Source organism: Paracoccus jeotgali (assembly GCF_002865605.1).
In the GTDB taxonomy this organism is placed as follows: Bacteria; Pseudomonadota; Alphaproteobacteria; order Rhodobacterales; family Rhodobacteraceae; genus Paracoccus; species Paracoccus jeotgali.
The window spans coordinates 2,306,023-2,329,766 of the sequence record NZ_CP025583.1 but is presented as its reverse complement, the minus strand read 5'-3'; the positions used below and the strand labels follow the sequence as shown (position 1 = coordinate 2,329,766).

Here is a 23,744-nt window from a genome sequence, read left to right as displayed (position 1 = left end):
GCTCAGCCGCGGCGAAAGACGGTGACGGTCTCGACATGCGGCGACCAGCGGAACTGGTCGACGACATGGATCGGGTCCATCCGCCAGCCGCCCTCGATCATGCGCTTGGCGTCGCGGGCGAAGCTGACCGGGTCGCAGCTGACCCATGCCACGCGCGTCGGGCCGTCCCGCAGCGCGGCAAGCTGTGCTGCCTGCGCCGCCGCACCGCTGCGCGGCGGGTCGATGACGACGGCATCGAAACCCTGCAGCTCATCCGCCAGCAGAGGCCGCGCGGCCAGATCGCGGGTCTCGGTGGTGACGCGTTTGAGGCCGTGGGCATCTCGCCAGCCCTGATCCAGCGCCGCGAGCGGTGCGGCCAGCCCCTCGACCGCGTGAACCTCGGCCGTCTCGGCCAGCGGCAGGGCAAAGGTGCCGCAGCCGGCGAACAGATCGACCACCCGCGCCGCGCCTTTCAGCGCGTGACGGACCACGGCGCGCAGCGCGGCCTCGCCCTCGGCGGTCGCCTGCAGGAAGGCGCCCGGCGGCGGGATCACCTGCGCCCGGCCCATGCGCTGCACCGGCGCGCGCCGGGTCATCGGCACGCCGTCCCAGTCCAGACGCGCCAGATCGGCGGCCTCGGCCACCGCCGCGAGGGTCTGACTTAGCGCGGGCGTCAGGGGCTTGCCGCCGCTGACCGCCAGATCCAGCCCGGCCGGCCCCTCGGTCACCGTCAGCACCAGCTCTGCCGTGCGCGAGGCCCCGGCCGCGACCAGATCGCGCAGCGCCGGCAACGCCGCGAGGATCGCCGGGCGCAGCACATGGCAGCTGTGAATATCGACGATGCGCTCCGACTGCCGGGCGTGAAACCCCAGCGTCACGCCCTTTTTCGCCCGCCGCCCCGACAGCACCGCCCGCCGGCGAGAGCGCGGCGGCGAGGTGGCGATCCCGGCAATGGTCGCGCCGATCCCCTGTGCGGCAAGTGCCGTCAGCACGCTGTCAGCCTTCCAGCGCGCGACAAAGCCATCGCTGCCATGCATCAGCAGGCAGCCGCCACAATCGGCATAATGCGGGCAGGGCGGCGCCACCCGGTCCGCCGAGGCGGTGACGATCGCCGGGGCGGCGATGCGGCCGTCGCGAATCTCGCCCGTGACCACCTCGCCCGGCAGGGTCAGCGGCACCAGCACGGTCTGGCCCTCTACCGTCCGCGCCACCCCGTCGCCACGCCGTCCCAGCCGGTCGATCGACAGCGTCGTGCTGGCCGTCATTCCGCCGCCTGCGCGTCGTCGTCAGTGCCCAGAAAGCCGCCCGACTGCCGCTGCCAATAGCGGGAATAGGTGCCGTCAAGCGCCAGCAATTCCTGATGGCTGCCCTGCTCGACGATGCGGCCGCGTTCCAGAACCACGATCCGGTCCATCTCGGCGATGGTGGACAGGCGGTGGGCGATGGCCAGCACGGTCTTGCCAGCCATGACCCGGTCCAGCGAGCCCTGGATCGCCGCCTCGACCTCGCTGTCCAGCGCCGATGTCGCCTCGTCGAGGATCAGGATCGGCGCGTCCTTCAGGAAGGCGCGGGCCAGCGCGATCCGTTGCCGCTGCCCGCCCGACAGCTTGACGCCGCGCTCGCCCAGATGCGCGTCATAGCCCTTGCGACCCATGTGATCCTGCATCTCGCCGATGAAGCTGTCGGCCTCGGCGGCGGCGGCGGCGGCGTCGATCTGCGCCTGCGTCGCGCCGGGGCTGCCATAGGCGATGTTGTCGCGGGCCGAGCGGTTGAACATGGCCGTTTCCTGCGTGACCATGCCGATCTGGCGGCGCAGGCTGGCCTGGGTGACGTGGCGGATGTCCTGGCCGTCGATGCGGATGGTCCCGCGCTCGGTGTCGTAAAGCCGCAGCAGCAGCGCCACCAGCGTCGATTTCCCCGCGCCCGAGGCCCCGACCAGCCCGATCCGCTCGCCCGGCCGGATGGTCAGGTCGATGTCGCGGATGCCGCCCTGCCCATCGGCGCGGCCATAGGCGAAGCTGACCTTCTGGAACTCGATCAGCCCCTGAACCGGCGGCAGCGCCACGGCATCGGGCGCATCGGCCAGCCCGTGCGGGGGCGAGAGCGTCCGCATCCCGTCCTCGATCTCGCCGACCGAGCCCCAGATGCCCATCAGCGACATGCTGACCCAGCCGGTCATCTGCGACAGCCGCAGCGCGATCGCGCCGGCGGCGGCGATATCGCCCGCCGTGGCCATCCCGCGCTGCCACAACAGCGCCGAGCCGCCGATCAGGATCACCGGCAGCAGCCCCGCCAGCGTCATCAGCGAGACCCGGAACCAGGTCGAGACGACGCCGAAATCCAGCGCCCGCTCGCGGAAACCGGCCATGGCGGCAAGGGCGGCCCGGTCCTCATGCTCGTCATGGGCGAACAGCTTGACGGTCTTGATGTTGGTGATGGTGTCGACCACCTGCCCGGTCACCATCGCCCGGGCCGAGGCCCGCGCCGCCGCGCGGCTGCGGATGCGGGGCAGGAAGAACCGGATCAGCCCCAGATACAGCGCCAACCAGACCAGCAGCGCCGCCGCCCCCCAGCCATCGACGGTCAGCAGGAACAGCGCCGAGCCAAGCACCGTCGCCAGCGCGAAGGAAACCACGTTGACCATCTCGGACGCGACATCGGTGACGGCGCGCGCGGTCTGCATCTGCTTCTGCGCCAGCCGCCCGGCGAAATCGTTGTCGAAAAAGCTGACTGCCTGCCCCATGGTCCAGCGATGCAGCCGCGACAGCACCAGGGGCAGGATGTTCGGCCCCACGATGACGTTCGACGAGGCCGTGGACAGCCCCATGATCAGCGGCCGCAGCAGCAGGAAAAACGCCACGAACCCCAGCAAAAGCGGTCCGTTCGCCGACCACAGCGACTGCGCCGGGGCCGAGGTGACCGCGTCGATCACCGCACCCAGAAGCATCGCCGAGGCAACATCGACCGCCCCGGCCGCCGCCGAGACCAGCGCCGCAAAGCCAAGCCCCCGCCCGGCGCCCGACAGCGACCAGCCCATGAAGCGCAGCAGGCTTTGCGGCGGCGGGCCGTCGGCCGGGCGGAAGGCGTCGATCATGCGGGCAAAGATGCGGTGCAGGTTCATGCGCTCTCTCCGATCCGGCGGGCGGCGGCGACGAGGTCGGCGCGGGTGGCGGTAAAGTCAGACGCGAGCCACAGCGCCTCGGCGGCGCGCAATCCCTCGCCCAGGGCAGGCCCGCGCAGGCCCGGCATCAGGTCGGCGGCCGCGATGGGCAGCGGCGCCGACGCCGCGCGTGCGATGCGGCCCGGCCAGTCCGTGGGCACGGGCAGACCCTTGGCCACGGCGATCAGCGCGGCGTCCCGGGCGATCTCGCGCCCGTGGCGAAAGGCGACCTCGGCCAACGGCGTCCCAGCGGCCTGTTGCAGCCGCGCAAGCTGCGCCGTCTGCGCACGGGACAGGCGCAGGCCCGACGCCGCGTCAGCGGGCGCGATCAGCGCCATCCGCCGCAGCCAGTCGGGCGCCGCGTCATGCGCGGCCTCGGCGGCGATCAGCGCGGGCAGAGGGGCCGGATCGGCGCGGGGCAGCACCTGCGCCAGCACCCCGGTCTGCGCCATCAGCGCCAGCGAGGCCGCGGGGTCGGGCGCGGCCAGCAGCTTGGCGATCTCGGCCCCGATCCGCTCGGCCGAAACATGGCCCAGCCCGCCCAGATTGGCGGCAATGGCCTCGGTCGTGCCCTCGGCGAAGTCGGTGGCATACCAGGCGTAAAAGCGGAAAAAGCGCAGGATTCGCAGGTAGTCTTCCCTGATCCGGCTGGCCGCATCGCCGACAAAGCGCAGCCGGCGCGCGATGACGTCGGGCCAGCCGCCGACCGGGTCCAGCACCTCGCCTCGTGCGGTCGCATAGAGCGCGTTCATGGTGAAGTCGCGCCGCTCGGCGTCGTCCTCGATCCGGTCGGAAAAGGCCACCGTCGCCGCGCGGCCGAAGGTCTCGACATCGCGGCGGAAGGTGGTGATCTCATAAGGCGTGTGGTCGGCGATGACGGTGACGGTGCCGTGGTCGATGCCGGTCGGCACCGATTTCAGCCCGGCCGCGCCGGCGAGGTCGATGACCCGCTGCGGCTCGGCGTCGGTGGCCAGATCGACATCCCCGACCGGCAGCCCCAGCACCGCGTTGCGCACCGCGCCGCCGACGATCAGCCCGCGATGCCCGCCGCGATCCAGCATTCCCAGCACCGTCTGCAATCCCGGCTGCGCCAGAAACGGCGCGTCGATCTGCCGAGGGGCCGTCAAGACCGCAGCCTTTCCGCCAGTCCCATCAGGATGCGCGCCGTCGCCCCCCACAGGTAATAGGGCCCCAGCGGCGCCACCGGATAGGCGCGCGGCGTTCCTTGCCAGTCGCGCCGCTCGAGCCGGTAGTTCGCGGCGTCGGTGACATGGGCGAAGGGCAGGGTGAAGACCTCGGCCACCTCGCCGGGTTCGGGCAGCGGTGTGAAGGGGCCGCGGATGATGGCAATCAAGGGCGTGATGCGAAAGCGGGTGACGGTGTGGTGGACGGGCAGGGTGCCGATGACCTCGACCTGATCGGCGTGCAGGCCGATCTCTTCATGCGCCTCACGCAGGGCGGCGGCGGTGACGTCGGGATCGCCGGGATCGACCTTGCCGCCGGGCAGCGCGATCTGGCCGGGATGGTGCCGCATGGTGGCGGCGCGCTTGGTCAGGAACAGGCGGCCGTCATCCTCGTGGAAGGCGGCCAGCACGCCGGCATCGCGCAGCGGCGGCTGGTAGAGGTCGCGGTCACGCTCGGGGTCGTAATCCGAACTGGGCGGGGTGGTGTGGGCGACGGCGGCGCGCAGGCGGTCGGCGAACGCCTCGCCCGACAGCGCCGGACGAGAGGACAGGGCCGGCATGGCCAGCGGCTGGGGGTGGGCCGGCGACAGGGCAGGGGGTTCCGGGGCGCTTGTCGCGCCCGCTGTCTTCTCTGCCCTGCCTGCCGAATCGGTGATCACGCCCGCGCCGCCCCTTGCGCGGTGCCGTCGCTGTCGCTTTCCGGCAGCGCGTTGCCGTCGCTGTCGATGCTGGCCTCGAACCCCAGCGAGCGCGGGTCGAACTCGTAATGCGCACCGCAGAACTGGCAGTCGGCGGTCACGATGCCCTCATCCGTCGTCATGTGGCCAATGTCCTTCTGGCTATAGATGGACATGGTGCTGCGAACCCGCTCGGCGCTGCAAGAGCAGCCGAACTCGACCCGCTGCGGGTCGAAGATGCGGGGCTGTTCTTCGTGGAACAGCCGGACCAGCAGCTCGGTCGGGGCAACACTGGGGCCGATCATCTCGATATCCTCGACGGTCGAAAGCAGGTGATTGGCCCGCGACCAGTCCTCGGATTCGGCGCCCTGCAGAATGTCGGCGGCCTCGATCAGCGCCGGGGTCCGGCCCGGATCGGCGTCGGGATCGCTGTCGCGCATCGGCTGGGCGGGCAGGGTCTGCAGCATGATGCCGCCGGCCCGCCACGCCTCGTCTTTGCCGGGCAGCAGCGACCGGCCCACCGACAGCGCAAAGCTGCTGGGCAGTTGCTCGGACTGGGCGAAATAGGTCTCGGCGCAGGCGGCCAGCGAGCCGCCGGCCAAGGGCGTGATGCCCTGATAGGGCAGGTTTCCGGCGCCCTGGTCGATGAGGATGGCGAAATACCCGTCGCCGATCTGGTCGAAGAACGGCGCGTCGTCCAGACGCTCGGCGTCAAAGCTGGCCCAGGCGCGGATGCGGGCGGCGCCGCCCTCGGTCTCGGGCGCGTAATAATCGGCGGCGAGCGTGCGGATCGCGCCCTTGCCGCGCACCTGCAAGGACAGCTTCCAGCGCAGCTTGATCGTCGGGCCGATCAGCGCCGTCAGCAGCGCCAGTTCCGCCACCGCGGCGGCGACCGGGCCGGGATAGTCATGGCGCGAAAGAATGTGGTTCAGCACCCCGTCGAGCCGGGCCACGCGGCCCCGGATCGACGACCGGTCGAGCTGAAACGGCAGGACGGTATCGTCCCACGCGATCTGATTGATGTCTGTCATATTGTCCCTTGGCATGTCTGGCGCCGGTCGAGCGCGCGTCCGCCCCAATATAGGGCCGAGCCCGCCGATCCCAAGGGTTAACGCCCCGCACCCCTCATCGGAGGCCTGCGGCGTTCACTGATATCCGCGCACCAGCGCCGCCGACAGCATCGCCCAACCGTCGACGACGACGAAGAAGGCGAGTTTGAAGGGCAGCGCCACAATGGCCGGCGGCACCATCATCATCCCCATCGCCATCAGCACCGCCGAGACCACCAGGTCGATCACCAGGAACGGCAGCGCGATCAGAAAGCCGATCTCGAAGGCGCGCGTCAACTCGGTCAGCATGAAGGACGGCACCAGCAGACGCAGCCCCTCGGCGTTGTTGTCGGGCAGCAGCGCGCGCATCTGGTCGAGGATCGCGGGGTCGGTGCGCAGCGACATGAAGCGCTCGAAGGGGACGATGCCGCGCGACAGCGCCTCGACGACGCCGATCTGGCCGCTTTGCAGCGGGATGCCGGCGACGGTCCAGGCCTCGTTCAGGACCGGGTCCATGACGAACCAGGTCAGAAAAAGCGATAGGCTGATGATGAGCATGTTAGGCGGCGATTGCTGCAGCCCCAGCGACTGGCGCAGGATGGAAAGCACCGTGACCATGAAGGGAAAGCAGGTCACCGTGATCGCGATGGCAGGCGCGAGGGACAGGATCGTCAGCCCCAGAAACAGCAGGATCGAGGTCTGCCCGACCCCGCCCGCCGCCCCTGACCCCTGCGCCAAGGCCTGCGCGATCCCGTCCAGCGCCCCGCCAAGCGCATCGGGCGCGGCAGGTTCGGGCGCGGTCTGCGCCAGCGCGGCGCCGGGCAGCGCGGCCAGCGCCGCGAGCGCCCCATGCAGCAGATGCCGCAGTCGGGGCTGGCCGGTCACGAAGCCTCTCCGGCGGCGCGGGTGATCCGCAGGTTCAGCCGACCGCTGTCGCCTTCATCGGCGACAAGTTCGGCATAGGCCACGACGTGATCGCCGACGCAGATCTCGACCGCGTCATCGACGGCCTGATTGAGCGGCAGGATGTCGTTTTCGCGCAGGTTCGACAGCTCGGCCACGGTCATGCGGCGGCGGCCGATGCGGACGGAAATCTCGACCGGGATGTTGTCGGTCAGCACGGTGGGGTTCAGCTCCATTCACGCCTCCTTCGCGGGAACAAATTCGTCAAGCAGGGCGGTCAGGCGGGCCGAGATCTCTTGCGGATCGACCGAGATGCGGCCGCCTTCGAAGGTGATCTCGGTGGTCTCGCCGGGGACCATTTCGATCCCGCTCAGGCCGAGACCGGCGACATGATCGGTGAGGCGGTCGATCAGCTGCGGCGGACCGGCGACGCGGCAGGCGGGCGTGAGGCCGGCATGGCACAGGCGCTGCAGCTCTGCCCCGACCAGGGCGCAGATCCGATCCTCCATCCCCGTCGAAAGCTGGCTCACGATGGCGCGAAGCACCGGGGTCACGGCCTGCAGCGTCTCGTCGATGGTCCGCTGCCGCAGCGTCGCCCGGTCCTGCGCCTGCAGGGCGGCGTCGCGCAGCGCCTCGGTCAGCGCCAGCAGATCCGCCTCTCGCGCCGCCCGTGCGGCATCCTCGGCGGCGCGCTGGCACTGGCGGCGCATCTCGTCTGCGGTGAACAGCGCGCGCGCGGGTCTGGGCGGGGCGAAATCCTCGAAGCGCAGGGCTGCGGTCATGGGGCGGTCCTTTCGTCGCTGCCGATCCAGCCGTTGAGCAGCCGGACGGTCTCGTCCTGACGCTCTTTCATCAGTTGCTTCAGGCGTGCGACAGGATCGTCAGGCAGCGCCATCGCCGTGGCGGGCGTGAAATCGAGATCGACCTCGGCCATCGGCAGCATCGGCGGCGTGACCATGGGCGGGGTGTCGAGCGTGTCGGGCAATTGCGCCAGCGGCTGCGAGGCATCGAGCGCCTCGCTGGTCCGGTTCCGCAGCGCGCGCAGCGTCAGCATCAGCGCCAGCAGCGCGAACAGCCCCACCACCAGCAGCCGCACCAGCGAATCGAGCGCCAGCCGCTCGAGCAGGCCGCCGCGCACCGCCTCGGTGCCGCTGGCGGTTTCGGCGACGAATGGCATCGACTTGACCGTGATCTCATCCCCGCGCTGGGCGTCGAAGCCCACGGCGGCGGCCACGAGATCGCGGATCGTCGACAGTTCCGGCTCGGGCCGGGGCACGATGCGCGAGACGCCGTCAGCGCCGTCCTGCGGCGTGCCGTTGACCAGCACCGCCACGCTGAGACGGCGGACCGAGCCGGGATGACGCTCGATCTGGCGGGTCAGGCTGCCGACCTCGTAATTTGCCCGCTGCCGGGTCTCGGCCCGCTGCGATTGCTGGCGCTCGCCCGACTGGTCGGCGCGTTCGGGCAGGTTCGAGGCCGCCGTCACCGCCGCACTCTCGGCCATGCTGCTTTCGTCGCTCAGCTCCTCGGTCTCTTGCGAGATCATCGCGCGCTGCGTCGGATCAAAGCTGCGTTCGGTCACCTGCTCGGTCTCGGTCACCAGATCGACGCTGACCTCGACGATGGCATTGCCGGCACCGACATGCGGGGCGAGGATCCGCTCGACGTTCTCCTTGATCCGGTCCTCGCGCTCCGACGCGCCCTGCTCGTCCTGCGGCTGGATCAAGCCGCGCGCCGAATCGATGACCGAGACCGCCTCTGGCGCCAGCTTCGGCACCGCCGACGAGATCAGGAACCGCATCGCATCGGCCTGCGCGGCGGTCAGCGGCGTGCCGTCCGTCACCACCGTCACCGAGGCCGAGCCAGGCTGCGTGTCGCGATAACCGCGCGATTGCGGCGCGGTCAGGTGCACCCGGGCCGAGCGGATCGAGGGGATCGACAGGATCGTGCGGGCAAGCTCGCCCTCCTTCGCGCGCCAATAGGCCGCGTCGAACATCTGCGAGGTGGTGCTGAAGCCCGACATCTCGTCCAGGATCTCATAGCCCGGCCCGCCCTGCTGAGGCAGGTTGCGGGCGGCGAGATCCATGCGGACCCGGTCGCGCTGCGTCTGGTCGACCCAGATCGTGCCGCCGCGAAGCTGATAGGCCACGCCCCCCTGCTCGAGATGGGCGACGATCGGCGCCGCCTGCGCATCATCCAGCCCGGCATAGAGCAGCGCCATCTGAACGCGGCCGGCCAGCGCCACGAAGGCCAGCACCAGCACAAAGCTGGCGACGAAGCCGCCGATGATGGCCAGCCGCTGATTGCGCGAACGTCCTGTCCAGAATTTCTGCAGTTCCTGCAAGGCTGTCCCCCTTCGATTCGTCGTCGGTCTGGGGATCTTGTGGCACGGGCCGCGTTAATTATTGGTTAGTCGGGCAGTGCTATTCCCTCGGAACGACCGAGGAGAATCACCATGACCGACATCACGCCTGCCGAGACCGCCCCGAAACCCAGCCGTCGCGGCATGCTTGTGGTCGCGGCCCTGATTCTGGCGGTCGGGGCGGGGGGCGGCGCGATGGGTTTCCTGGGAGTGGTCAGCCCGTCGCGTCTGCTCGCGCCTAAGCCTGCGGCGGTCTCGCTGCCGCAGGTCGGATTTGCCGATGTGCCCCGGATCGTGGTGCCGATCAGTGGGCGCGACCGGCAGCTTGCGCTGAGCATCAAGCTCGAGGTCGCGCCCGAGGAACTGGCCCGGGTCGAGTTGCTGATGCCGCGGCTGTCCGACAGCTTCACCGGCTTTCTGAGCGACATCGACGCCGCCGCCATCGAGCGCCGCGGCGTGCTCGAGATCATCCGGGCCGAGCTTGCGGCGCGCGCCGACATGATCCTGGGCGCCGGGGTGGTGAAAAACGTCCTGATCACGGAGTTCGCAGTCCAATGACCCTGTCCATCCTGCTGCCTCTGGCGAGCCTTGCCGCGGCGGTGCCGCTGACCGTCTATTGCCTTTTGCTCTCGCGTCGGCTGCGGCGGCTGAACAATCTGGAAAGCGGCCTTGGCGCCGCCATCGCGGTGATGACCAGCGAGATCTCGCGCCTCGACCAGTCGGTCCGCCGCGCCCGGTCCGAGGCCGAGACCGCGTCCAACGAGCTGGCGCAGGTCATCGAGGCGTCGCGTCAGGAAAAGGCCTACTGGGCCCTGCAGACGAGGCTGGCCGGGTCGGTGCCGCAACCGCCGCGCCGCCTGCGGCCCCGCGCGGTGGTGGCGGAGGACGCGCATGTCTAGGCTGGTCCTGCCCCTGATCGCCGCGGCCCTGTTGCCGGTCGCCGCGCTGTCGCTGCAGGCCCCGGCGCCGCCTGCCCCGCCGCCCGCCGCGGCTGGCCTGCTCGCCGGCTGCGCCGACATCCCCGAGGTGACCGCGCTGGTCGAGGAGTTGCGCCTGCGCGAGGACCGGCTGCGGATCGCGCTCGCCAGCCTCGAGGCCCAAAAGGCCGAAATCGCCACCGCAAGGGCCACGCTGACGGCCGAGCTGCGCCGGCTGAAAGACGCGCGCGGCGGCCTGGGCGGCTCACCCACCAACACGCAGCGCGCCGTCGCCGATGATGTCGGCCGCCTGGTCGCGGTCTATGAGGCGATGAAGCCGAAAGAGGCCGCGCAGGTGATGGCGAGCCTGCCGCCCGACTTTTCCGCCGAACTGCTGATGCGCGTGAACCCGGAAACCGGCGCCCGCATCATCGCCGCGATCCCGCCCGACAAGGCGGCCATCCTGACCACTTACATGGGCGCCCGCAGCGCCCGCCACAGATAGGGGAACGCCCATGTTCGGTGCAATCGGCATCCTGGTCACCATCGGCGCGGTGTTCGGCGGCTATGCCCTGGCGGGCGGCAAGATCGGCGTCATCCTGCACGCCCTGCCGTTCGAGATGATGATCATCGGCGGCGCGGCAGTCGGCTCGTATGTGCTGTCGAACAGCAGCGACGTGCTGAAACACACGCTGCGCGACATCATCCGCGCCTTCAAGGGGCCTGTCTGGACCGGACAGGATCATCAGGACCTGCTGTGTCTGATGTTCCAGCTGCTGCGCCTTGGGCGCAACAATCCGGTCGAACTCGAGGAGCATATCGAGAACCCCGAGACCAGCGAGTTCTTCCTCGCCTATCCGCGCATCCTCGCCGATCACGAGGTGGTCTCGATCATCACCGACACGCTGCGCTCGGCCAGCCTGAACTATGACGACCCCTATCAGGTCGAGGACATGCTGACCAAGCGCATCGCGCTGATCAAGGACGAGGAGCTGCACGTCGCCCACGCGCTGCAGTCGATGGCCGACGCGCTGCCCGCGCTTGGCATCGTCGCGGCGGTGCTGGGCGTCATCAAGACCATGAGCGCCATCGACCAGCCGCCCGAGATCCTCGGCAAGATGATCGGCGCGGCGCTGGTCGGGACGTTTCTGGGGGTGTTTCTGGCCTATGGGCTGGTCGCGCCGCTGGCGCAGCGGCTGACGGCGGTCAAGAAACACGACATGTCATTCTACGAGGTGATCAAGTCGGTTCTCGTCGCCGGCCTGCACCAGCACGCCACCAACATGTGCGTCGAGGTCGGCCGCCAATCCGCGCCCGAACAGGTCCGGCCGAGCTTCATTTCGCTGGAAAACGCGCTCCGCGACATCAAGAGGGCGTCATGATGCTGCTCGGCGCTGTGCTGGCGACGGGGCTGGGTGCGACCGTGGCGAGCGGGCAGGGGCTTGACGATCTGACGGCCGAGATCGACCGTCTGGTGCTGTCGGGCCGGTCCATGCCGCCGGCGCTTCTGCTGGATCTGCGCCGCCTGCCGGATGCGGGACAGCGGATGCAGGCGGTGGTCTATCTGCGGCGCTCGGGGCTGCTGACGGGGCGGCCGCTGGATCTGGACGATGTGGTGTTCCTGCCCGAACCGGCCGAGGCCGCCGATGTCTTTACCGATGGGGCACCCAGTGGCGATTGAGCCGGTGGCGGCGGTTCCGGCGGGCAGCCTGCGCGGGGCAATGGTCACGGCAGGCCTGGTCATCATCGTCCTGACCATGGTGATCCCGATCCCCGCCGCGCTGCTGGATTTCGGCATTGCGGTCTCCATCGCCAGCGCGACGATGATCCTGGTCATGTCGTCGACGGTCGAAAAACCCACCGATTTCCAGGCCTTTCCGGTGCTGCTGCTGGTCTCGCTGATCATCCGCCTGTCGCTGAACGTCTCCTCGACCCGTCTCATCCTGACCGAGGGCCATAGCGGCTCGGGCGCCGCCGGCCATGTCATCAGCGGCTTTTCGCAATTCGTCGCGGGCGGCTCGCTGATCGTCGGCATCACCATCTTTGCGGTCATCTCGGCGGTCAATTTCATCGTCATCACCAAGGGCGCGGGCCGCATGGCCGAGGTCTCGGCCCGATTCGCGCTGGACAGCCTGCCGGGCAAGCAGCTGGCCATCGACGGCGACCTGAACTGCGGGGCCATCGACCATGACGAGGCCCGCCGCCGCCGCGCCAGCGATCAGCGCGAGATCAGCTTCTTCGGCTCGCTCGACGGGGCGTCGAAATTCGTGAAGGGCGACGCGGTGGCGGGGATCGTGATCACGCTGATCAACCTCGTCGTCGGTATCGCCATGGGGGTGCTGGTCCATCATCTGCCGGTCGGGACGGCGCTGCAGAACTACTCGCGCCTGACCATCGGCGACGGGCTGGTGAGCCAGGTGCCGTCGCTGATCACCTCGATGGCGGCGGCGCTGCTGCTGTCACGCGGCGGCGCGACCGAGGAAACCTCGAGCCTGATCCTCGGGCAGGCCGGCGCGGATTGGCGCGCGCCTGCGGTCGTCGCGGCGGCCATGCTGCTGATGTCGCTGATCCCGGGGATGCCGGTGATGCTGTTTCTGGCGCTCGCCGGCGGGCTGGGATTTGCCGCCTGGCGCATCCATGCGCGCCAGCGCAAGCCGGCAACCGACCCGCAGCCGCAGCAACCGGCCGAGCCCGCCGCCGCCCGGCGCATCGGCGATGAACTGGACATGGACGATATCTGCGTCGAGATCGGCCAGGATCTGGTGCTGGACGCGCTTGATGCCGGCAAGGGTCTGGCGCCGCGCATCGGCAATCTGCGCACCCATATCGCCCGCAGCTTCGGCATCATCCTGCCCGAGGTGCGGATCACCGATGACAGCGACTGCGCCCCCGACAGCTATGTCATCCGCCTGCACGGGGTGGTGCGGGGGCGCGGGCAGTTGCAGACCGGCCGCCTGATGGCGCTCGGCTCCGAGGAGGTGCTGGCCGGGCTGGCGGGGCCGATCATCCGCGAGCCGGTGTTCTCGACCCAGGCGAAATGGATCGACGCGACGGCGCAGGAACGCGCCTCCGCCGCCGGTGCGACCATCGTCAACCCGATGGAGGTTCTGTCCACCCATCTGATGGAAGTGGTCAAGGCGAACCTGCCCGATCTGCTGACCCTGACCGCGCTGCAGCGCCTCGTGGCCGAGTTGAAAGAGATGTCGGACCCGGCCCGCGCCAAGGCCTATCAGACCTATTTCGACAGCATGATCCCCGACAAGGTCGCGCCCGAACTGCTGCTCGGCGTTCTGCGGCAGATGCTGGATGAGGGGCTCTCGATCCGCAACCTGCCGCTGATTGTCGACGCGGTGCATGAATGCCGCGGCGCAGGCGCCCCCGAGGCAGTCTTCGAGGCGATCCGCCGCCGTCTTCGCGGTCAGATCACTCAGCGGATGCTAGCACCATCGGGCAAGCTGAACATCGTGCAGCTCCACCCGGCATGGGAGGCCGAATTCGTCGCCGCCGAGGACGGCGCCGCGCGTGGGCATCAGAACGCCCCGGTCGCGGATTTGGGACGCCGGCTGGTCGGCAATCTGCGCAAGCAGCTTGCCGCCATCGACCCGCGCGAGGACCCGGTCGTCGCCGCGCCCGATCACCGCCGGCGCCAGCTGCGCGATATGCTCTCGGCCCATGGTCTGCCGGTGCCGGTGCTGGCGCTGGCCGATATCGACCCCGCCGCCGACATCAACCTGATCGGCACGATCGAGACCGCGTGATGTCGTTTCTCGCCTATCTTCCCCCCGATCTCGCCGCGCTGACCCTGCCCCTGATCCTCGCCTATCTGCGGGTTCAGGCGGCGCTGCTGGTCTTTCCGGTGCTGTCCGAGCGGGTGGTGGGCGCGCGGCTGCGCGTGGCGTTGGCGGTGGTGCTGACGCCGCTGACGCTGGCCGTCTCAGGGCTGAACACGGCGCCCGAGGGGATCGAAGCCTTCGCCGTGCTGGCCCTGCGCGAGATGCTGGTCGGGCTGCTGATCGCGATCCCGGCGCGGATCATGGCCATGGCGCTGCATGTCGCGACCTCGGCCATCGGGGCCACCGCCTCGCTGTCGCAGATCATCGGCACCGGGACCGAGGCCGCCCCCCATCCCATCGGCAATCTGATGCACATGGCGGGGCTGGCGCTGCTGATGGCGATGGGGCTGCCGCTGCTGCTGCTGGACCTGATTGCGCAGAGCTATCAGGGCTTTCCCGCAGGGCAACTGGCCGTCGGCGACGGTCACACGACCGCTGTCATCGGGCTGGTGACGCGGTCCTTCGTGCTGGCGATGGCGCTTGCCTCGCCCTTCATTCTGGGCGGGCTGCTTTATCAGATGCTGACCGGGGTGGTGAACCGGGTGATGCCCTCGCTGCCGGTGGTCTTCATCGGCGCGCCGGCGATCATCCTGCTGGCGCTGGCGGCGCTGGCGGTGCTGGCGCCGGCGATCCTGTCCGGCTGGGCCGAGGCGGTGTTCATCCATGCCCGCTAGCCACCGGAAGCCCAGCCCATGAGCGATGAGGACCAGAGCGACAAGCAATTCGACGCGACCGAGCAGAAGCTTCGCAAGGCGCGGGAAAAGGGCGACTTCCCGCGCTCGACCGAGGTCAATGCCGCGCTCGTCTATCTCGGCGCCATGGCGGCCGGGCCTGTCGCGCTGTGGTGGGCGGTGCCGGCCTGGCTCTCGCGGCAAGAGATGGCCTGGGCCGGCATCGGACAGCGCAGCAGCGGATCGGGCGGGTCGGTGAGGTTCGACGGGGTGCAGGGGGTGTGGGGTTCGGCTGCGGTCTGGACGCTGGTCGTTGCGGCGCTGCCCGCCGCGATCCTGCTGGTCGGGCTGATCGCGCAGCGCGGCATCGTGTTCGTGCCCAGCAAGCTCGCCATCGACATCAACCGCATCAATCCCATCAAGAACGCCGGGCAGAAATTCGGCAAATCCGGGCTGGTCGGCTTCGGCATCTCGGCCTCGAAGGCGGTCGCGGTGGGCGTCGGCGGCTGGCTGCTGTTTCGCAGCCTGATCCCGGTGATGACCGCAGACCGTGCCGGCATCGCCTGGGTGTCGGGGCTGTCATGGGTGGTCTGGCGCGCGCTGATCCTGGCGCTGATCATCTCCATCCTCTTCGCGGCGGCGGATCTGGGCTGGAAGCATTTCGACTTTCGCCGCCGCAACCGGATGAGCCTGAAAGAGCTGAAGGACGAGATGAAGGACAGCGAGGGCGACCCGCACATGAAATCGGCGCGGCGCCAGAAGTCGATGGACATCGTGCTGAGCTCGATGCTGGCCGAGGTCGAAAAGGCCGATGTGGTGATCGTGAACCCGACGCATTACGCGGTGGCGCTGGCGTGGAAGCGGGGCAGTGGGCGGGCGCCGGTCTGCGTGGCCAAGGGCGTGGACGAGGTCGCGCTGCGGATCCGCGAACGGGCCAGCGCCCACAACGTCCCGATCTGGCCCGACCCCCCTTGCGCCCGCGCCATCCACGCGACCATCCGCGTCGGAGACGAAATCGCGACCGAGCACTTCGCCCCGGTCGCCGCCGCGATCCGCTTTGCCGAGGCGATGCGGGCGAAGGTGAAGCGGGGGTGGTAGCGATGCGGCAAGGGATGGCGAGGGCGGCATGGACCTGAAGCGGGTCAGGCAGCTGGTGGAGTTGGCGCAGATGCGCTCGGACGCCGAGATGAAGCGGTTTTCGGCCTTTCGCGCGCATGTCGAACGAATGGCCGCGCAGCGGGCGGACTGTCAGGGCCGGATCGACGCGATCTATCGCGCCGATGCGCCGTTTTCGGTGGCCGAGGCGCGGCTGGCCAATTCCGAGAGCGGACGCCTCGGACGCGCCATTCTGCAGGCGGACGCCGAGATCGCGCGCCTGAAACCCGGATACGACGCCGCCCGGCAACGCGCTGTCCGTGAGTTCGGGCGGGTGCAGGTTCTCAAGCAGTTGGCGGAGGGGAGGACGGGGAAGGGCTGAGCGTTGTCAGGTGGCGAAGGTTGGAACTGAAGAGGTGTCGGGAAACCTCGGCCGGGGGTCGGGGAGCGAGGTGTGGCGAGCGTTCATTCCGCAGGTGCGTCTCGAGCGCCTGACCGTTTGGGTCCGGTCAAGGGTCGGCGATGATACTCAGTCGGCGCGGGTCGAGTCTCAAAGGACAGGGAGTTAGCCCACCCCCTCACGGCTGGTTCGAGAATCCGAACTGGACATAGTCCCTTTGATACGCGGCGCGGGCGGCTTGCTGAAGCTGCTTCTCGGCGAGGAACTCGGGCAGGGGCTCGGACCGGACCGGCCCGGGCGCGGAGAGTTTTGCGGCGTTTGCAAGCCAGGGTAGATCAGCTTCCAGGCTTTCCTCGCGCAGGATCATGTCGGGGGGCAGAAAGCGCGAAAACCCGGCGACGATCTCGGTCTGGCTGGCCCAGAGGGGCAGGACCGGCAGGCTGGTCTGCCCGCTCAGATTGCGCTTCAGGAAGCCAAGGAAATCCGCGAACAGCGTCTGTTGCGCGTCGGGGGTCAGGGAGGCGAGTTCGGCATCGGGGGGCAGCGGGACGCGGTGAATGTCGCGAAGCTGCTGGCGCATTTCCGCCGTGGCGCGGGTCAGCAGGTGCTGGAACGCGGCCCAGGCCCGGCGCAGCGGGTGGCGCAGGACGGTGAAGCTGCGCCGGCGGGGATGGCTGCGCAGCCAGCCGCGCAGGCTGTTCTGGGTGTGATCCCGCGCCATCTCGCCACCGGCCGCCGCGAGCCAGTCGGTCACGGTTTGGGTCGGCCCGCCGCGCACCGGCATGAACAGCAGACCGCCGCCCGCCTCGCTGGTCACGAAGCCGGGCACGGCGGGGCCGCGCCTGGGTTCGAATGTCGGGATGCGCGACAGGCGGAACGGGTCCAGCAGCGCCAGTTCGCGCTGCATCTCGTCGAAATTCTCGACCTTCTCCGACATCTCGCGCGGGTTCTGCGGCACCTGATCCGAGGCCGGGGCGACGTGGTCGAGATCGGTCCGGCCCAGCCAGTGCAGCAGCCCGGTCATCACGCCCGAGTCGCGCAGATCGCCATAGTTCAGCCAGAACGCCGTCTGCCCGCTGGTCTGCAGATCGTGCACGATGCGGGCCAGAAACGCCTCGTTCTCGCCCAATGTCTGGCGAAAGGCGTCGGGGTCAAAGCGGATGCTGGCCGGGATCGGGGTTTCGGTCTGGTTCAGCTTCCACTGATTGGTCTGCCGCGCCAGTTCGGTCGAAACGAAGCTGTCGACCGGGTTGCGGGTCAGCACGATCTTGGCGCAGCGGCGGTTCTGCATGATCGCCGGAAAGACGCGCGGGTCGTGGTCGTGGAAATAGCGAAAGCCCGACAGATGGCCCTCGCGCTCGCAGATCGCGCCCAGCAGGCGCAGCGGGTCGGCGTCGCGTTCGGCCCGACTAAGGCCGCGGATCTGGTCGGTATCGGGCCAGCCCAGCATATAGGGGTTGAAGGCCTCGCCAAAGCAAGTGACGCGCTTGACGGCGTTCAGCGTCGCCTCGAGCAGGTTCGAGCCGGTGCGCATGCCGGCGAAGATGACGAAGCTGTTGAACTCAGACATGCCATTCCTTTTCGGATCGGGTGGCCGGGAAATCGCCCATCAGCCGCGGTTGCAGCCCGGCGTTGCGAAGCTGTTGCAGAAACCGCCCCAGCCCGTCCAGAGGCCGCAGCGCCGGGGGCTGATCGAACAGCGGCCAGACCCCCGGCGTCACGTCGCGGACCACGCGCTGCAGCAGCGCGGCGGGGCGGGCGGCGAAATCGGCCAGCTCCCAGATCTGGACATCGGCCTTGACCCAGACCGAGCGCAGGATGTCGAGCTGCGCCAGCTCGGTCTGTTGCAGGCGGGCGGCGATGTGGCGGATGTCGTCAAAGGGCATCCCCGAATGCATCAGCGGCACCACCCATGCCCCGGTGATGATCCGCAGCGTGGCGTTGGGGTCGGTGACCATGAACCAGTTCAGCGCCTGCTGATCGCGCGGGCTGAACTGGAACAGCTGCTTGCGGTCCGAGATGCGGATCAGGCTGGTCAGAAAGCCGGCCGGATCATAATCGCGCGTCTCCGGATAGGCTGGGATGGCGCCCGGCCCGATCTGGCGGCCCCCGGCGAACTCGACACCGTCGGGCGAGAAAAGATGGCCGTGCACCTCGGCATCGACGCGGCTTTGCAGCCATTCCTCGAAGCGTGGGAACAGGTCGGTAAAGCCCTGAAGCACGGCATAGGGGGCGGCGGTCTTGCCGTTCTCGCGGTCCTTGGCGGGAAAGCGGCTTTGCATGTACAGCCCCGGCCGACCAAGGGTGCGGCGGTTGGCGGCCAGCGAGATCATCCGCTCGACCCGGCTGGGGTCGGGTTCGTCGCGGACATGGTCGGGGCCGAGATCGCGGGGAAATGCCTGATGCAGATCATGCGCGCCCGGCCAGATCTTGCGGGCCACAAAGCAGCGCGACAGGGCCAGCAACTCGGCGTGATCGCAGTAGAAATTATAGGGCCGCCCGGTGTGGTCGAACTTGGACAGCGTCAGCGAGCGGCTTTCGATCCGCGTCGAATGGCGCCGGACGAGGGTCTGGAAATAGCTTTCGTCGGGAATCCAGCTCCACCGGAAAAAACGCTCGAAGGCGGCGCGGCGCGGATCGGTCAGGATCGCGGTCAGCGTCTCGCGGGTCAGGCACCACCATTGCGAGCCGAGATGCGGCACCAGGCCCTCGGGCATCCGGCGCTTGATCCGCAGGCGGCGCTGCAGATCGACCAGCATGTCGAAGATGCGCCGGTTCTTGCGCCACGAGACCGGGAAGAACTGCTGGAACCGCTCGAGATTGAGCCCGCCGACCGTCCAGCCGACCTCCTGGGCGCTGACGCTTTCGATGAAATCGACGCGCGGGTGGCGGCGCAGATAGTCGCACAGCTCGGCCACCGGGCGCAGCGGCAGGCAGGCGCCCGAGGCGACCAGAACATGGGTCACGTCGTCGAACTGGTCCAGCAGCGTGCGCGCGGTTTCCTGCGTGGCGCGGACCATCGAGAACATGCCCCAGTCGCATTGATGCCGCTTGGCCCAGACGATGTCGTCCAGATCGCTCAGCCGCTCCTGCATCGCCGCCACCTGATCGGGGGGCGTGCGCCGGTCGACATGGATCGCCACCGCCGCGCCGCCGTCCCGCCACAGCCGCACCATCTGCGCCGCCACGTCGAGGTGGTCGTGACACAGGAACGCGATGCCCAGCCGGACCGGGGCGGTCATGCCCAGTTCCCTTGCGAGATCAGCCCCAGATCCTGCAATTGCTGCCAGTCCTCATAGCTGCGGGACTCGGCGTTGAAGAGCGTCATGTTGTCCTGCAGCCCGGCACTATAGGCGCGGTATTCCTGGCTGTTGGCGTAATGCTCGCCGCGCTCCATCTCTTCGCTGGATTTCTCGATGAAGGTGGACAGGAACTTGGTGTGCAGCAGCGCGCCCGAGATCCGCTCGCCGCCGTTTTCGTCATAGACGAGGTTCAGCCCGCGCGGCAGCGCCATGTGGGTGGAGGAAATATAGGCATAGCGCCGCTGCCAGCGGATCAGCGGCACCTTGTTGAGCGCCGGCGCCAGCTCGGGCGTCCGCCCGAAGAAGCTGCGCGCGCGCGGACCGCCCTGAATCCACAAATTGCCGTATTGGCCGTTCTTGTGGATCATGTAGTTCGCGGGGTCGAAATAATGCGCGATGTCCAGCGGGTTCTGCCCGGCGCGATAGGGCTCGTCACCGATGCGGCCGCGCGGATACATGTCGAGCAGCATCGCCGGAAAGGATTTCTGGCCGCCCGCGTCCAGCCAGTCGGTCAGGGCCTGCAGGGGCCGGGTCTCCCAATGAGGATAGACCAGCAACTCGTCGGGATCGACGGTCAGGCACCAATGCCCGCTGCCGTGGCGGAACAGCAGCCAGTTCAGCCAGTCCATCCCGAAGCGCGCGGCCTTGTAGCTGGCTGTCGCCCGCCACAGCGACACGTCGGGCTGCGCCTTCAGAAACGCCGCGCTTTCATCGTCCGAGGCGTTGTCCACAAACAGGAAATGATTGATCCCCAGCTTGCGGTAATGCTGAAGGAAATAGGGCAGGCGGGCGTATTCGTTGCGCTGCGTGACAAAGCACAGGATGTCGCCGGGACGGATCTTCTTGATACGCAGCTTGACCGGCCGGACTTGGTTGCGGCGGCGCAGGGCGCGGCCCAGATACCACTGCCGTATCGCCCGCAGCCGCAGCGCGTTCCAGTTTGACCTGATCCTTATCGCCACTGATCGACACCGCCTGCTGGGCCGCCCGGATCGGCCGCCGCCCTGTCATGCGCCCCAAGCGCCTCGGCGACCCTAGCGAAATGTCTAGCCCACGACCAGATCGCAAGCGGCGGAAATCTCTGCGCTGTCTGGCCGGCGCTTGCGATGATCTGCGTGGCCCAGGCGTCGGCGTCGTCGGGCGGAAGATACTGCGCATAATCGCCCAGCATCTCGATGGTCGAGGGCAGCGGCGTCGCCATGACCGGCACCCCGCGCCCGGCGGCCTCGGTCAGCGGCAGGCCGAAGCCTTCGGCCAGCGAAGGCATCAGCAGCCCGTGGCAGCGGTCGAGCAGCGCCGCCACCGCGCCATCCGACAGATCGGCGCGTTCCAGCACCGCCTCCTGCGGGCCGAGGGCATCGAGGCGGGCGAAGGCGGCACGATTCTCCCACCCGCGGCGGCCGATGATCAGCAGATGCGGCAAGCGGTCGGCGGGCAGGCAGGCGGCCAGCCGGTCCCAGACATCGAGCAGCAGCGCGTGATTCTTGCGCGGCTCGATGGTGCCGAGCGCGATGAAGAACGGGCGCGGCAGGTGCAGATCGGCGGGAATCGCGGCGGGATCGGGCGTGGCGAGCCTTGTGCCGATGGGGATGCGGAGCAGTTCGGGCCGGTGCGTGATTCTGAACTGCGCCTGCCAATGCAGGATTCGCTGCGCGGTGGCGTCCGAGATGGCGAGGATCAGATCGGCCCCGCCCAGCGCCGCCCGCAGCCGACCCGCAAAGCGGTCGGACTGGCCGGCGCGGGTGAACTCCGGGTGATCGAGCGGGATGGTGTCGTGGATCATCACCATCCGGCGGCTGCCCGAGAGGTGATCGAGCAACCTCGCAGACAGGTTGCTGTGCCCGAGGTTTAGGTAGGCGACGCGGCTGCGGTCGCAGCCCAAATGCCGCTCGATGGCGCGGGCGATGCCTTTGCCCGACCGGGGCAGCAGGCTCAGCGCGGTTCGGCGCAGCGCCGCCATCGACCGGTGGCGGGGCGCGTCGCGTCGCGCCAGCCGGTCGCGCCAGCCGGGATGCCGGGGCAGATCGGACAGGTCGCCCGCCGCCCATCGCAGGATCGCAGCACCCGTCGTCGCGGGCAGCAGCGCCTGCGCGCCGGTGATCCGGCACAACAGCAGCGCGGGACAGGGGGCATCGGGACCGGTCAGATGGGCCAGCCATTCCGCCTCGACCCGGTCGATGCCGGTCAGGGCGCCGCCGCCGATGCGCGAGACGAGGCGCGAGACGTCCAGTACGATCCCGGACGGAAAAGCCTTGGGATCAGGCGTCATACCCGCCGGTCTGGTGCCAGCGCCACGCATCCTGGATCATCTGCGGCATGGTCGAGCGCGCCGGCGTCCAGCCCAGCACGCGCCCGGCCTTTTCGCTGCCCGAGACTAGCCGCACGGCATCGCCGCCGCGGCGCGGCCCCTCTTGCATCGGCACGGGCCGGTTGGTGACGGAACCCGCCGCCGCGACCACCTCGCGCACCGAAAACCCCTTGCCGGTGCCCAGACAAAAGCGCTCGGACCCGCCGTCGCGCGGGCCGTGACCGGCGCGCAGCCAGTTCAGCCCCTGCAGATGCGCCTCGACCAGGTCCATGACATGGACATAGTCGCGGACGCAGGTGCCGTCCGGCGTCGGGTAGTCGCTGCCATGGATGGTCAGCGCGTCGCGCTTGCCGTCGATGGCGTCGAGGATCAGCGGGATCAGATGCGTCTCGGGGCGGTGGAACTCGCCCACTTCCGCGTCCGGGTCGGCGCCGGCGACGTTGAAATAGCGAAAGATCACGCTGTTCAGCCCGTCCGAGGCGGCAAAATCGGCCAGCATATCCTCGATCGCGCGCTTGCTGGCGCCATAGGCGTTCAGCGGGTTCTGCGCGCAATCCTCGTCCAGCAGCACGCCGTCCTGATCGCCATAGGTGGCGCAGGTCGAGGAAAAGACGAAATCGCGGACCCCGGCGGCGATGGTCGCCTCGATCAGGGTCAGCGAGGCGCACACATTGCCGCGCCAGTATTTGCCCGGCTCGGCCATCGCCTCGCCGACCTGGCTCAGCGCCGCGAAATGCATCACCGCGATGGGCTTGTGGCTGGCAAAGACCTCGTCCAGCCGCGCCCGGTCCGACAGGCAGCCTTCCTCGAACGGGCCGAAGCGGACCGCCTCGCGCCAGCCGGTGATCAGGCTGTCATAGGTGACCGGCACATAGCCCGCCTGCGCCAGCACCTTGCAGGCGTGAGAGCCGATATAGCCGGCGCCGCCGGTGACGAGGACCGCTTCGCCCGACATCAGCGCGCCGGTGCCTGCGTCGCGACGACGTCATTCAGGTAATCGAGGAACTCGTCGCGCAACTCGTCGCGCTGCAGCCCGAAGGCCACCGTCGCCTGCAGGAAGCCCGCCTTCGAGCCGCAATCATAGCGTCGCCCGCGAAAGCGCAGGCCGTAGACCTCGCGCCCTTCGGTGATCTCGTCGGCGATGGCGTCGGTCAGCTGGATCTCGCCCCCCGCACCCTGCCGCAGCTTGTTGAGGTTGCTCAGCACTGTCGGCGCCAGGATATAGCGCCCGATCACGGCCAGGTTCGAGGGCGGGTTCTCCTTGGGCTTTTCCACCAGGCCACGGGCGCGGACGATGGCGCCCATATCCTCGGCCACGTCGAGCACGCCGTAGGCGGCGGTCTTTTCCAGCGGCACTTCCATCGTGGCGACCATGGTGCCGCCGATCTCGGCATGGGCCTCGATCATCTGCTGCAGGCAGGGCGGTTCGCCCATGATGACGTCGTCGGTCAGGATCACGGCCACGGCCTCGGCATCGGAAACCAGTCGCCGCGCACACCAGACCGCGTGGCCCAGACCCATCGCCTTGTGCTGGCGGACATAGGCGATGGCGCCCGAATCCATGTTGGTCGAGCGCAGCAGGTCCAGCAGCTCGGTCTTGCCATTGCGCTTGAGGTTCGATTCCAGCTCATGCGCGTGGTCGAAATAGTCTTCCAGCGCGCCCTTGCCGCGAGAGGTCACGAAGATGAATTCCTCGATCCCGGCCGAGCGCGCCTCGTCGATGGCATATTGGATCAGCGGGCGGTCGACCAGGGTCATGATCTCTTTCGGGATCGACTTGGTGGCGGGAAGGAAACGCGTTCCAAGGCCGGCGACCGGAAAGATGGCTTTCGTAACTTTCTGGCTCATTCAGGTATTTTCCTTCTAGGTATAGCACCCCCGCACCGATTTCTTCTTATCCGGTA

Annotated in this window: 24 protein-coding genes; 9 read left to right on the top strand and 15 right to left on the bottom strand. The window is 68.9% G+C overall.

Annotated features, from left to right (window positions below):
• Positions 1-2 precede the first annotated feature (2 nt).
• The 9 genes from CYR75_RS11360 to fliF all read right to left on the bottom strand — a co-directional run bounded on the left by CYR75_RS11360 (position 3) and on the right by fliF (position 9,296).
• Positions 3-1,244 carry a class I SAM-dependent RNA methyltransferase gene (locus CYR75_RS11360; protein WP_101500141.1) on the bottom strand — a complete coding sequence of 414 codons (1,242 nt, stop codon included), beginning with the start codon at positions 1,242-1,244 and terminating at the stop codon, positions 3-5.
• Entirely contained in the window at positions 1,241-3,100 is a 1,860-nt protein-coding gene (locus tag CYR75_RS11355; RefSeq protein ID WP_101500140.1) for an ABC transporter ATP-binding protein, read from the bottom strand. The genes CYR75_RS11360 and CYR75_RS11355 overlap by 4 nt, the downstream gene beginning before the upstream one ends.
• Entirely contained in the window at positions 3,097-4,200 is a 1,104-nt protein-coding gene (locus CYR75_RS11350; protein WP_101501015.1) for a CCA tRNA nucleotidyltransferase, read from the bottom strand. Before CYR75_RS11350 ends, CYR75_RS11355 begins: the two co-directional genes overlap by 4 nt.
• A gap of 62 nt (positions 4,201-4,262) precedes the next feature.
• Entirely contained in the window at positions 4,263-4,883 is a 621-nt protein-coding gene (locus CYR75_RS11345; RefSeq protein ID WP_101501014.1) for an NUDIX hydrolase, read from the bottom strand.
• A gap of 95 nt (positions 4,884-4,978) precedes the next feature.
• On the bottom strand, positions 4,979-6,031 hold the full coding sequence (gene hslO, locus CYR75_RS11340; RefSeq protein ID WP_101500139.1) for an Hsp33 family molecular chaperone HslO: 1,053 nt from the start codon (positions 6,029-6,031) through the stop codon (positions 4,979-4,981).
• 114 nt (positions 6,032-6,145) lie between these two features.
• Entirely contained in the window at positions 6,146-6,859 is a 714-nt protein-coding gene (locus CYR75_RS11335) for a flagellar type III secretion system pore protein FliP (protein ID WP_404825372.1), read from the bottom strand.
• A 71-nt stretch (positions 6,860-6,930) separates the two neighbouring features.
• Entirely contained in the window at positions 6,931-7,188 is a 258-nt protein-coding gene (locus CYR75_RS11330) for a FliM/FliN family flagellar motor switch protein (RefSeq protein WP_101500138.1), read from the bottom strand.
• Positions 7,189-7,734 (bottom strand): hypothetical protein, encoded by a 546-nt coding sequence (locus tag CYR75_RS11325; RefSeq protein ID WP_101500137.1) that lies wholly within the window; start codon positions 7,732-7,734, stop codon positions 7,189-7,191.
• Positions 7,731-9,296: a flagellar basal-body MS-ring/collar protein FliF gene (gene fliF, locus CYR75_RS11320; RefSeq protein ID WP_101500136.1), complete on the bottom strand. Its 1,566-nt coding sequence runs from the start codon at positions 9,294-9,296 to the stop codon at positions 7,731-7,733. Before fliF ends, CYR75_RS11325 begins: the two co-directional genes overlap by 4 nt.
• A 111-nt stretch (positions 9,297-9,407) precedes the next feature.
• Between fliF and CYR75_RS11315 the strand changes: the two genes are divergently transcribed.
• From CYR75_RS11315 to CYR75_RS11275, 9 genes are read left to right on the top strand one after another with little or no spacing between them, the layout of a single operon-like run.
• Positions 9,408-9,872, top strand: a complete 465-nt coding sequence (locus tag CYR75_RS11315; RefSeq protein WP_101500135.1) for a flagellar basal body-associated FliL family protein — start codon at positions 9,408-9,410, stop codon at positions 9,870-9,872.
• Complete coding sequence (locus tag CYR75_RS11310; RefSeq protein WP_101500134.1) at positions 9,869-10,213, top strand: hypothetical protein; 345 nt, start codon at positions 9,869-9,871, stop codon at positions 10,211-10,213. The genes CYR75_RS11315 and CYR75_RS11310 overlap by 4 nt, the downstream gene beginning before the upstream one ends.
• On the top strand, positions 10,206-10,736 hold the full coding sequence (locus tag CYR75_RS11305; protein WP_101500133.1) for a MotE family protein: 531 nt from the start codon (positions 10,206-10,208) through the stop codon (positions 10,734-10,736). The genes CYR75_RS11310 and CYR75_RS11305 overlap by 8 nt, the downstream gene beginning before the upstream one ends.
• A gap of 10 nt (positions 10,737-10,746) precedes the next feature.
• Positions 10,747-11,613, top strand: coding sequence for a flagellar motor stator protein MotA (gene motA, locus CYR75_RS11300; RefSeq protein WP_101500132.1), 867 nt, complete (start codon positions 10,747-10,749; stop codon positions 11,611-11,613).
• Positions 11,610-11,912 carry a hypothetical protein gene (locus tag CYR75_RS11295; RefSeq protein WP_101500131.1) on the top strand — a complete coding sequence of 101 codons (303 nt, stop codon included), beginning with the start codon at positions 11,610-11,612 and terminating at the stop codon, positions 11,910-11,912. Before motA ends, CYR75_RS11295 begins: the two co-directional genes overlap by 4 nt.
• Positions 11,902-13,989 (top strand): flagellar biosynthesis protein FlhA, encoded by a 2,088-nt coding sequence (locus CYR75_RS11290; protein ID WP_225972702.1) that lies wholly within the window; start codon positions 11,902-11,904, stop codon positions 13,987-13,989. Before CYR75_RS11295 ends, CYR75_RS11290 begins: the two co-directional genes overlap by 11 nt.
• Positions 13,989-14,738 carry a flagellar biosynthetic protein FliR gene (locus CYR75_RS11285; protein ID WP_101500129.1) on the top strand — a complete coding sequence of 250 codons (750 nt, stop codon included), beginning with the start codon at positions 13,989-13,991 and terminating at the stop codon, positions 14,736-14,738. Before CYR75_RS11290 ends, CYR75_RS11285 begins: the two co-directional genes overlap by 1 nt.
• A gap of 18 nt (positions 14,739-14,756) precedes the next feature.
• Positions 14,757-15,833 carry a flagellar type III secretion system protein FlhB gene (flhB, locus tag CYR75_RS11280; RefSeq protein WP_101500128.1) on the top strand — a complete coding sequence of 359 codons (1,077 nt, stop codon included), beginning with the start codon at positions 14,757-14,759 and terminating at the stop codon, positions 15,831-15,833.
• Between the two features lie 28 nt (positions 15,834-15,861).
• Positions 15,862-16,212 carry a hypothetical protein gene (locus CYR75_RS11275; protein ID WP_101500127.1) on the top strand — a complete coding sequence of 117 codons (351 nt, stop codon included), beginning with the start codon at positions 15,862-15,864 and terminating at the stop codon, positions 16,210-16,212.
• A gap of 196 nt (positions 16,213-16,408) precedes the next feature.
• Here the strand turns inward: CYR75_RS11275 and CYR75_RS11270 are convergent, their stop codons facing one another.
• Genes CYR75_RS11270 through CYR75_RS11245 form a run of 6 tightly spaced genes read right to left on the bottom strand, consistent with a single transcriptional unit; the run spans position 16,409 to position 23,688 of the window.
• A complete protein-coding gene (locus CYR75_RS11270; RefSeq protein WP_101500126.1) occupies positions 16,409-17,800 on the bottom strand; it encodes a hypothetical protein in 1,392 nt (463 codons plus the stop codon).
• Entirely contained in the window at positions 17,793-19,472 is a 1,680-nt protein-coding gene (locus CYR75_RS11265) for a DUF5927 domain-containing protein (protein ID WP_101500125.1), read from the bottom strand. Before CYR75_RS11265 ends, CYR75_RS11270 begins: the two co-directional genes overlap by 8 nt.
• Positions 19,469-20,494, bottom strand: coding sequence for a glycosyltransferase family 2 protein (locus CYR75_RS11260; RefSeq protein WP_225972701.1), 1,026 nt, complete (start codon positions 20,492-20,494; stop codon positions 19,469-19,471). The genes CYR75_RS11265 and CYR75_RS11260 overlap by 4 nt, the downstream gene beginning before the upstream one ends.
• Complete coding sequence (locus tag CYR75_RS11255) at positions 20,485-21,801, bottom strand: glycosyltransferase family 4 protein (protein WP_101500124.1); 1,317 nt, start codon at positions 21,799-21,801, stop codon at positions 20,485-20,487. The genes CYR75_RS11260 and CYR75_RS11255 overlap by 10 nt, the downstream gene beginning before the upstream one ends.
• A complete protein-coding gene (gene galE, locus CYR75_RS11250; protein ID WP_101500123.1) occupies positions 21,791-22,795 on the bottom strand; it encodes a UDP-glucose 4-epimerase GalE in 1,005 nt (334 codons plus the stop codon). The genes CYR75_RS11255 and galE overlap by 11 nt, the downstream gene beginning before the upstream one ends.
• Positions 22,795-23,688: a UTP--glucose-1-phosphate uridylyltransferase gene (locus CYR75_RS11245; RefSeq protein WP_101500122.1), complete on the bottom strand. Its 894-nt coding sequence runs from the start codon at positions 23,686-23,688 to the stop codon at positions 22,795-22,797. The genes galE and CYR75_RS11245 overlap by 1 nt, the downstream gene beginning before the upstream one ends.
• Positions 23,689-23,744: the final 56 nt, after the last annotated feature.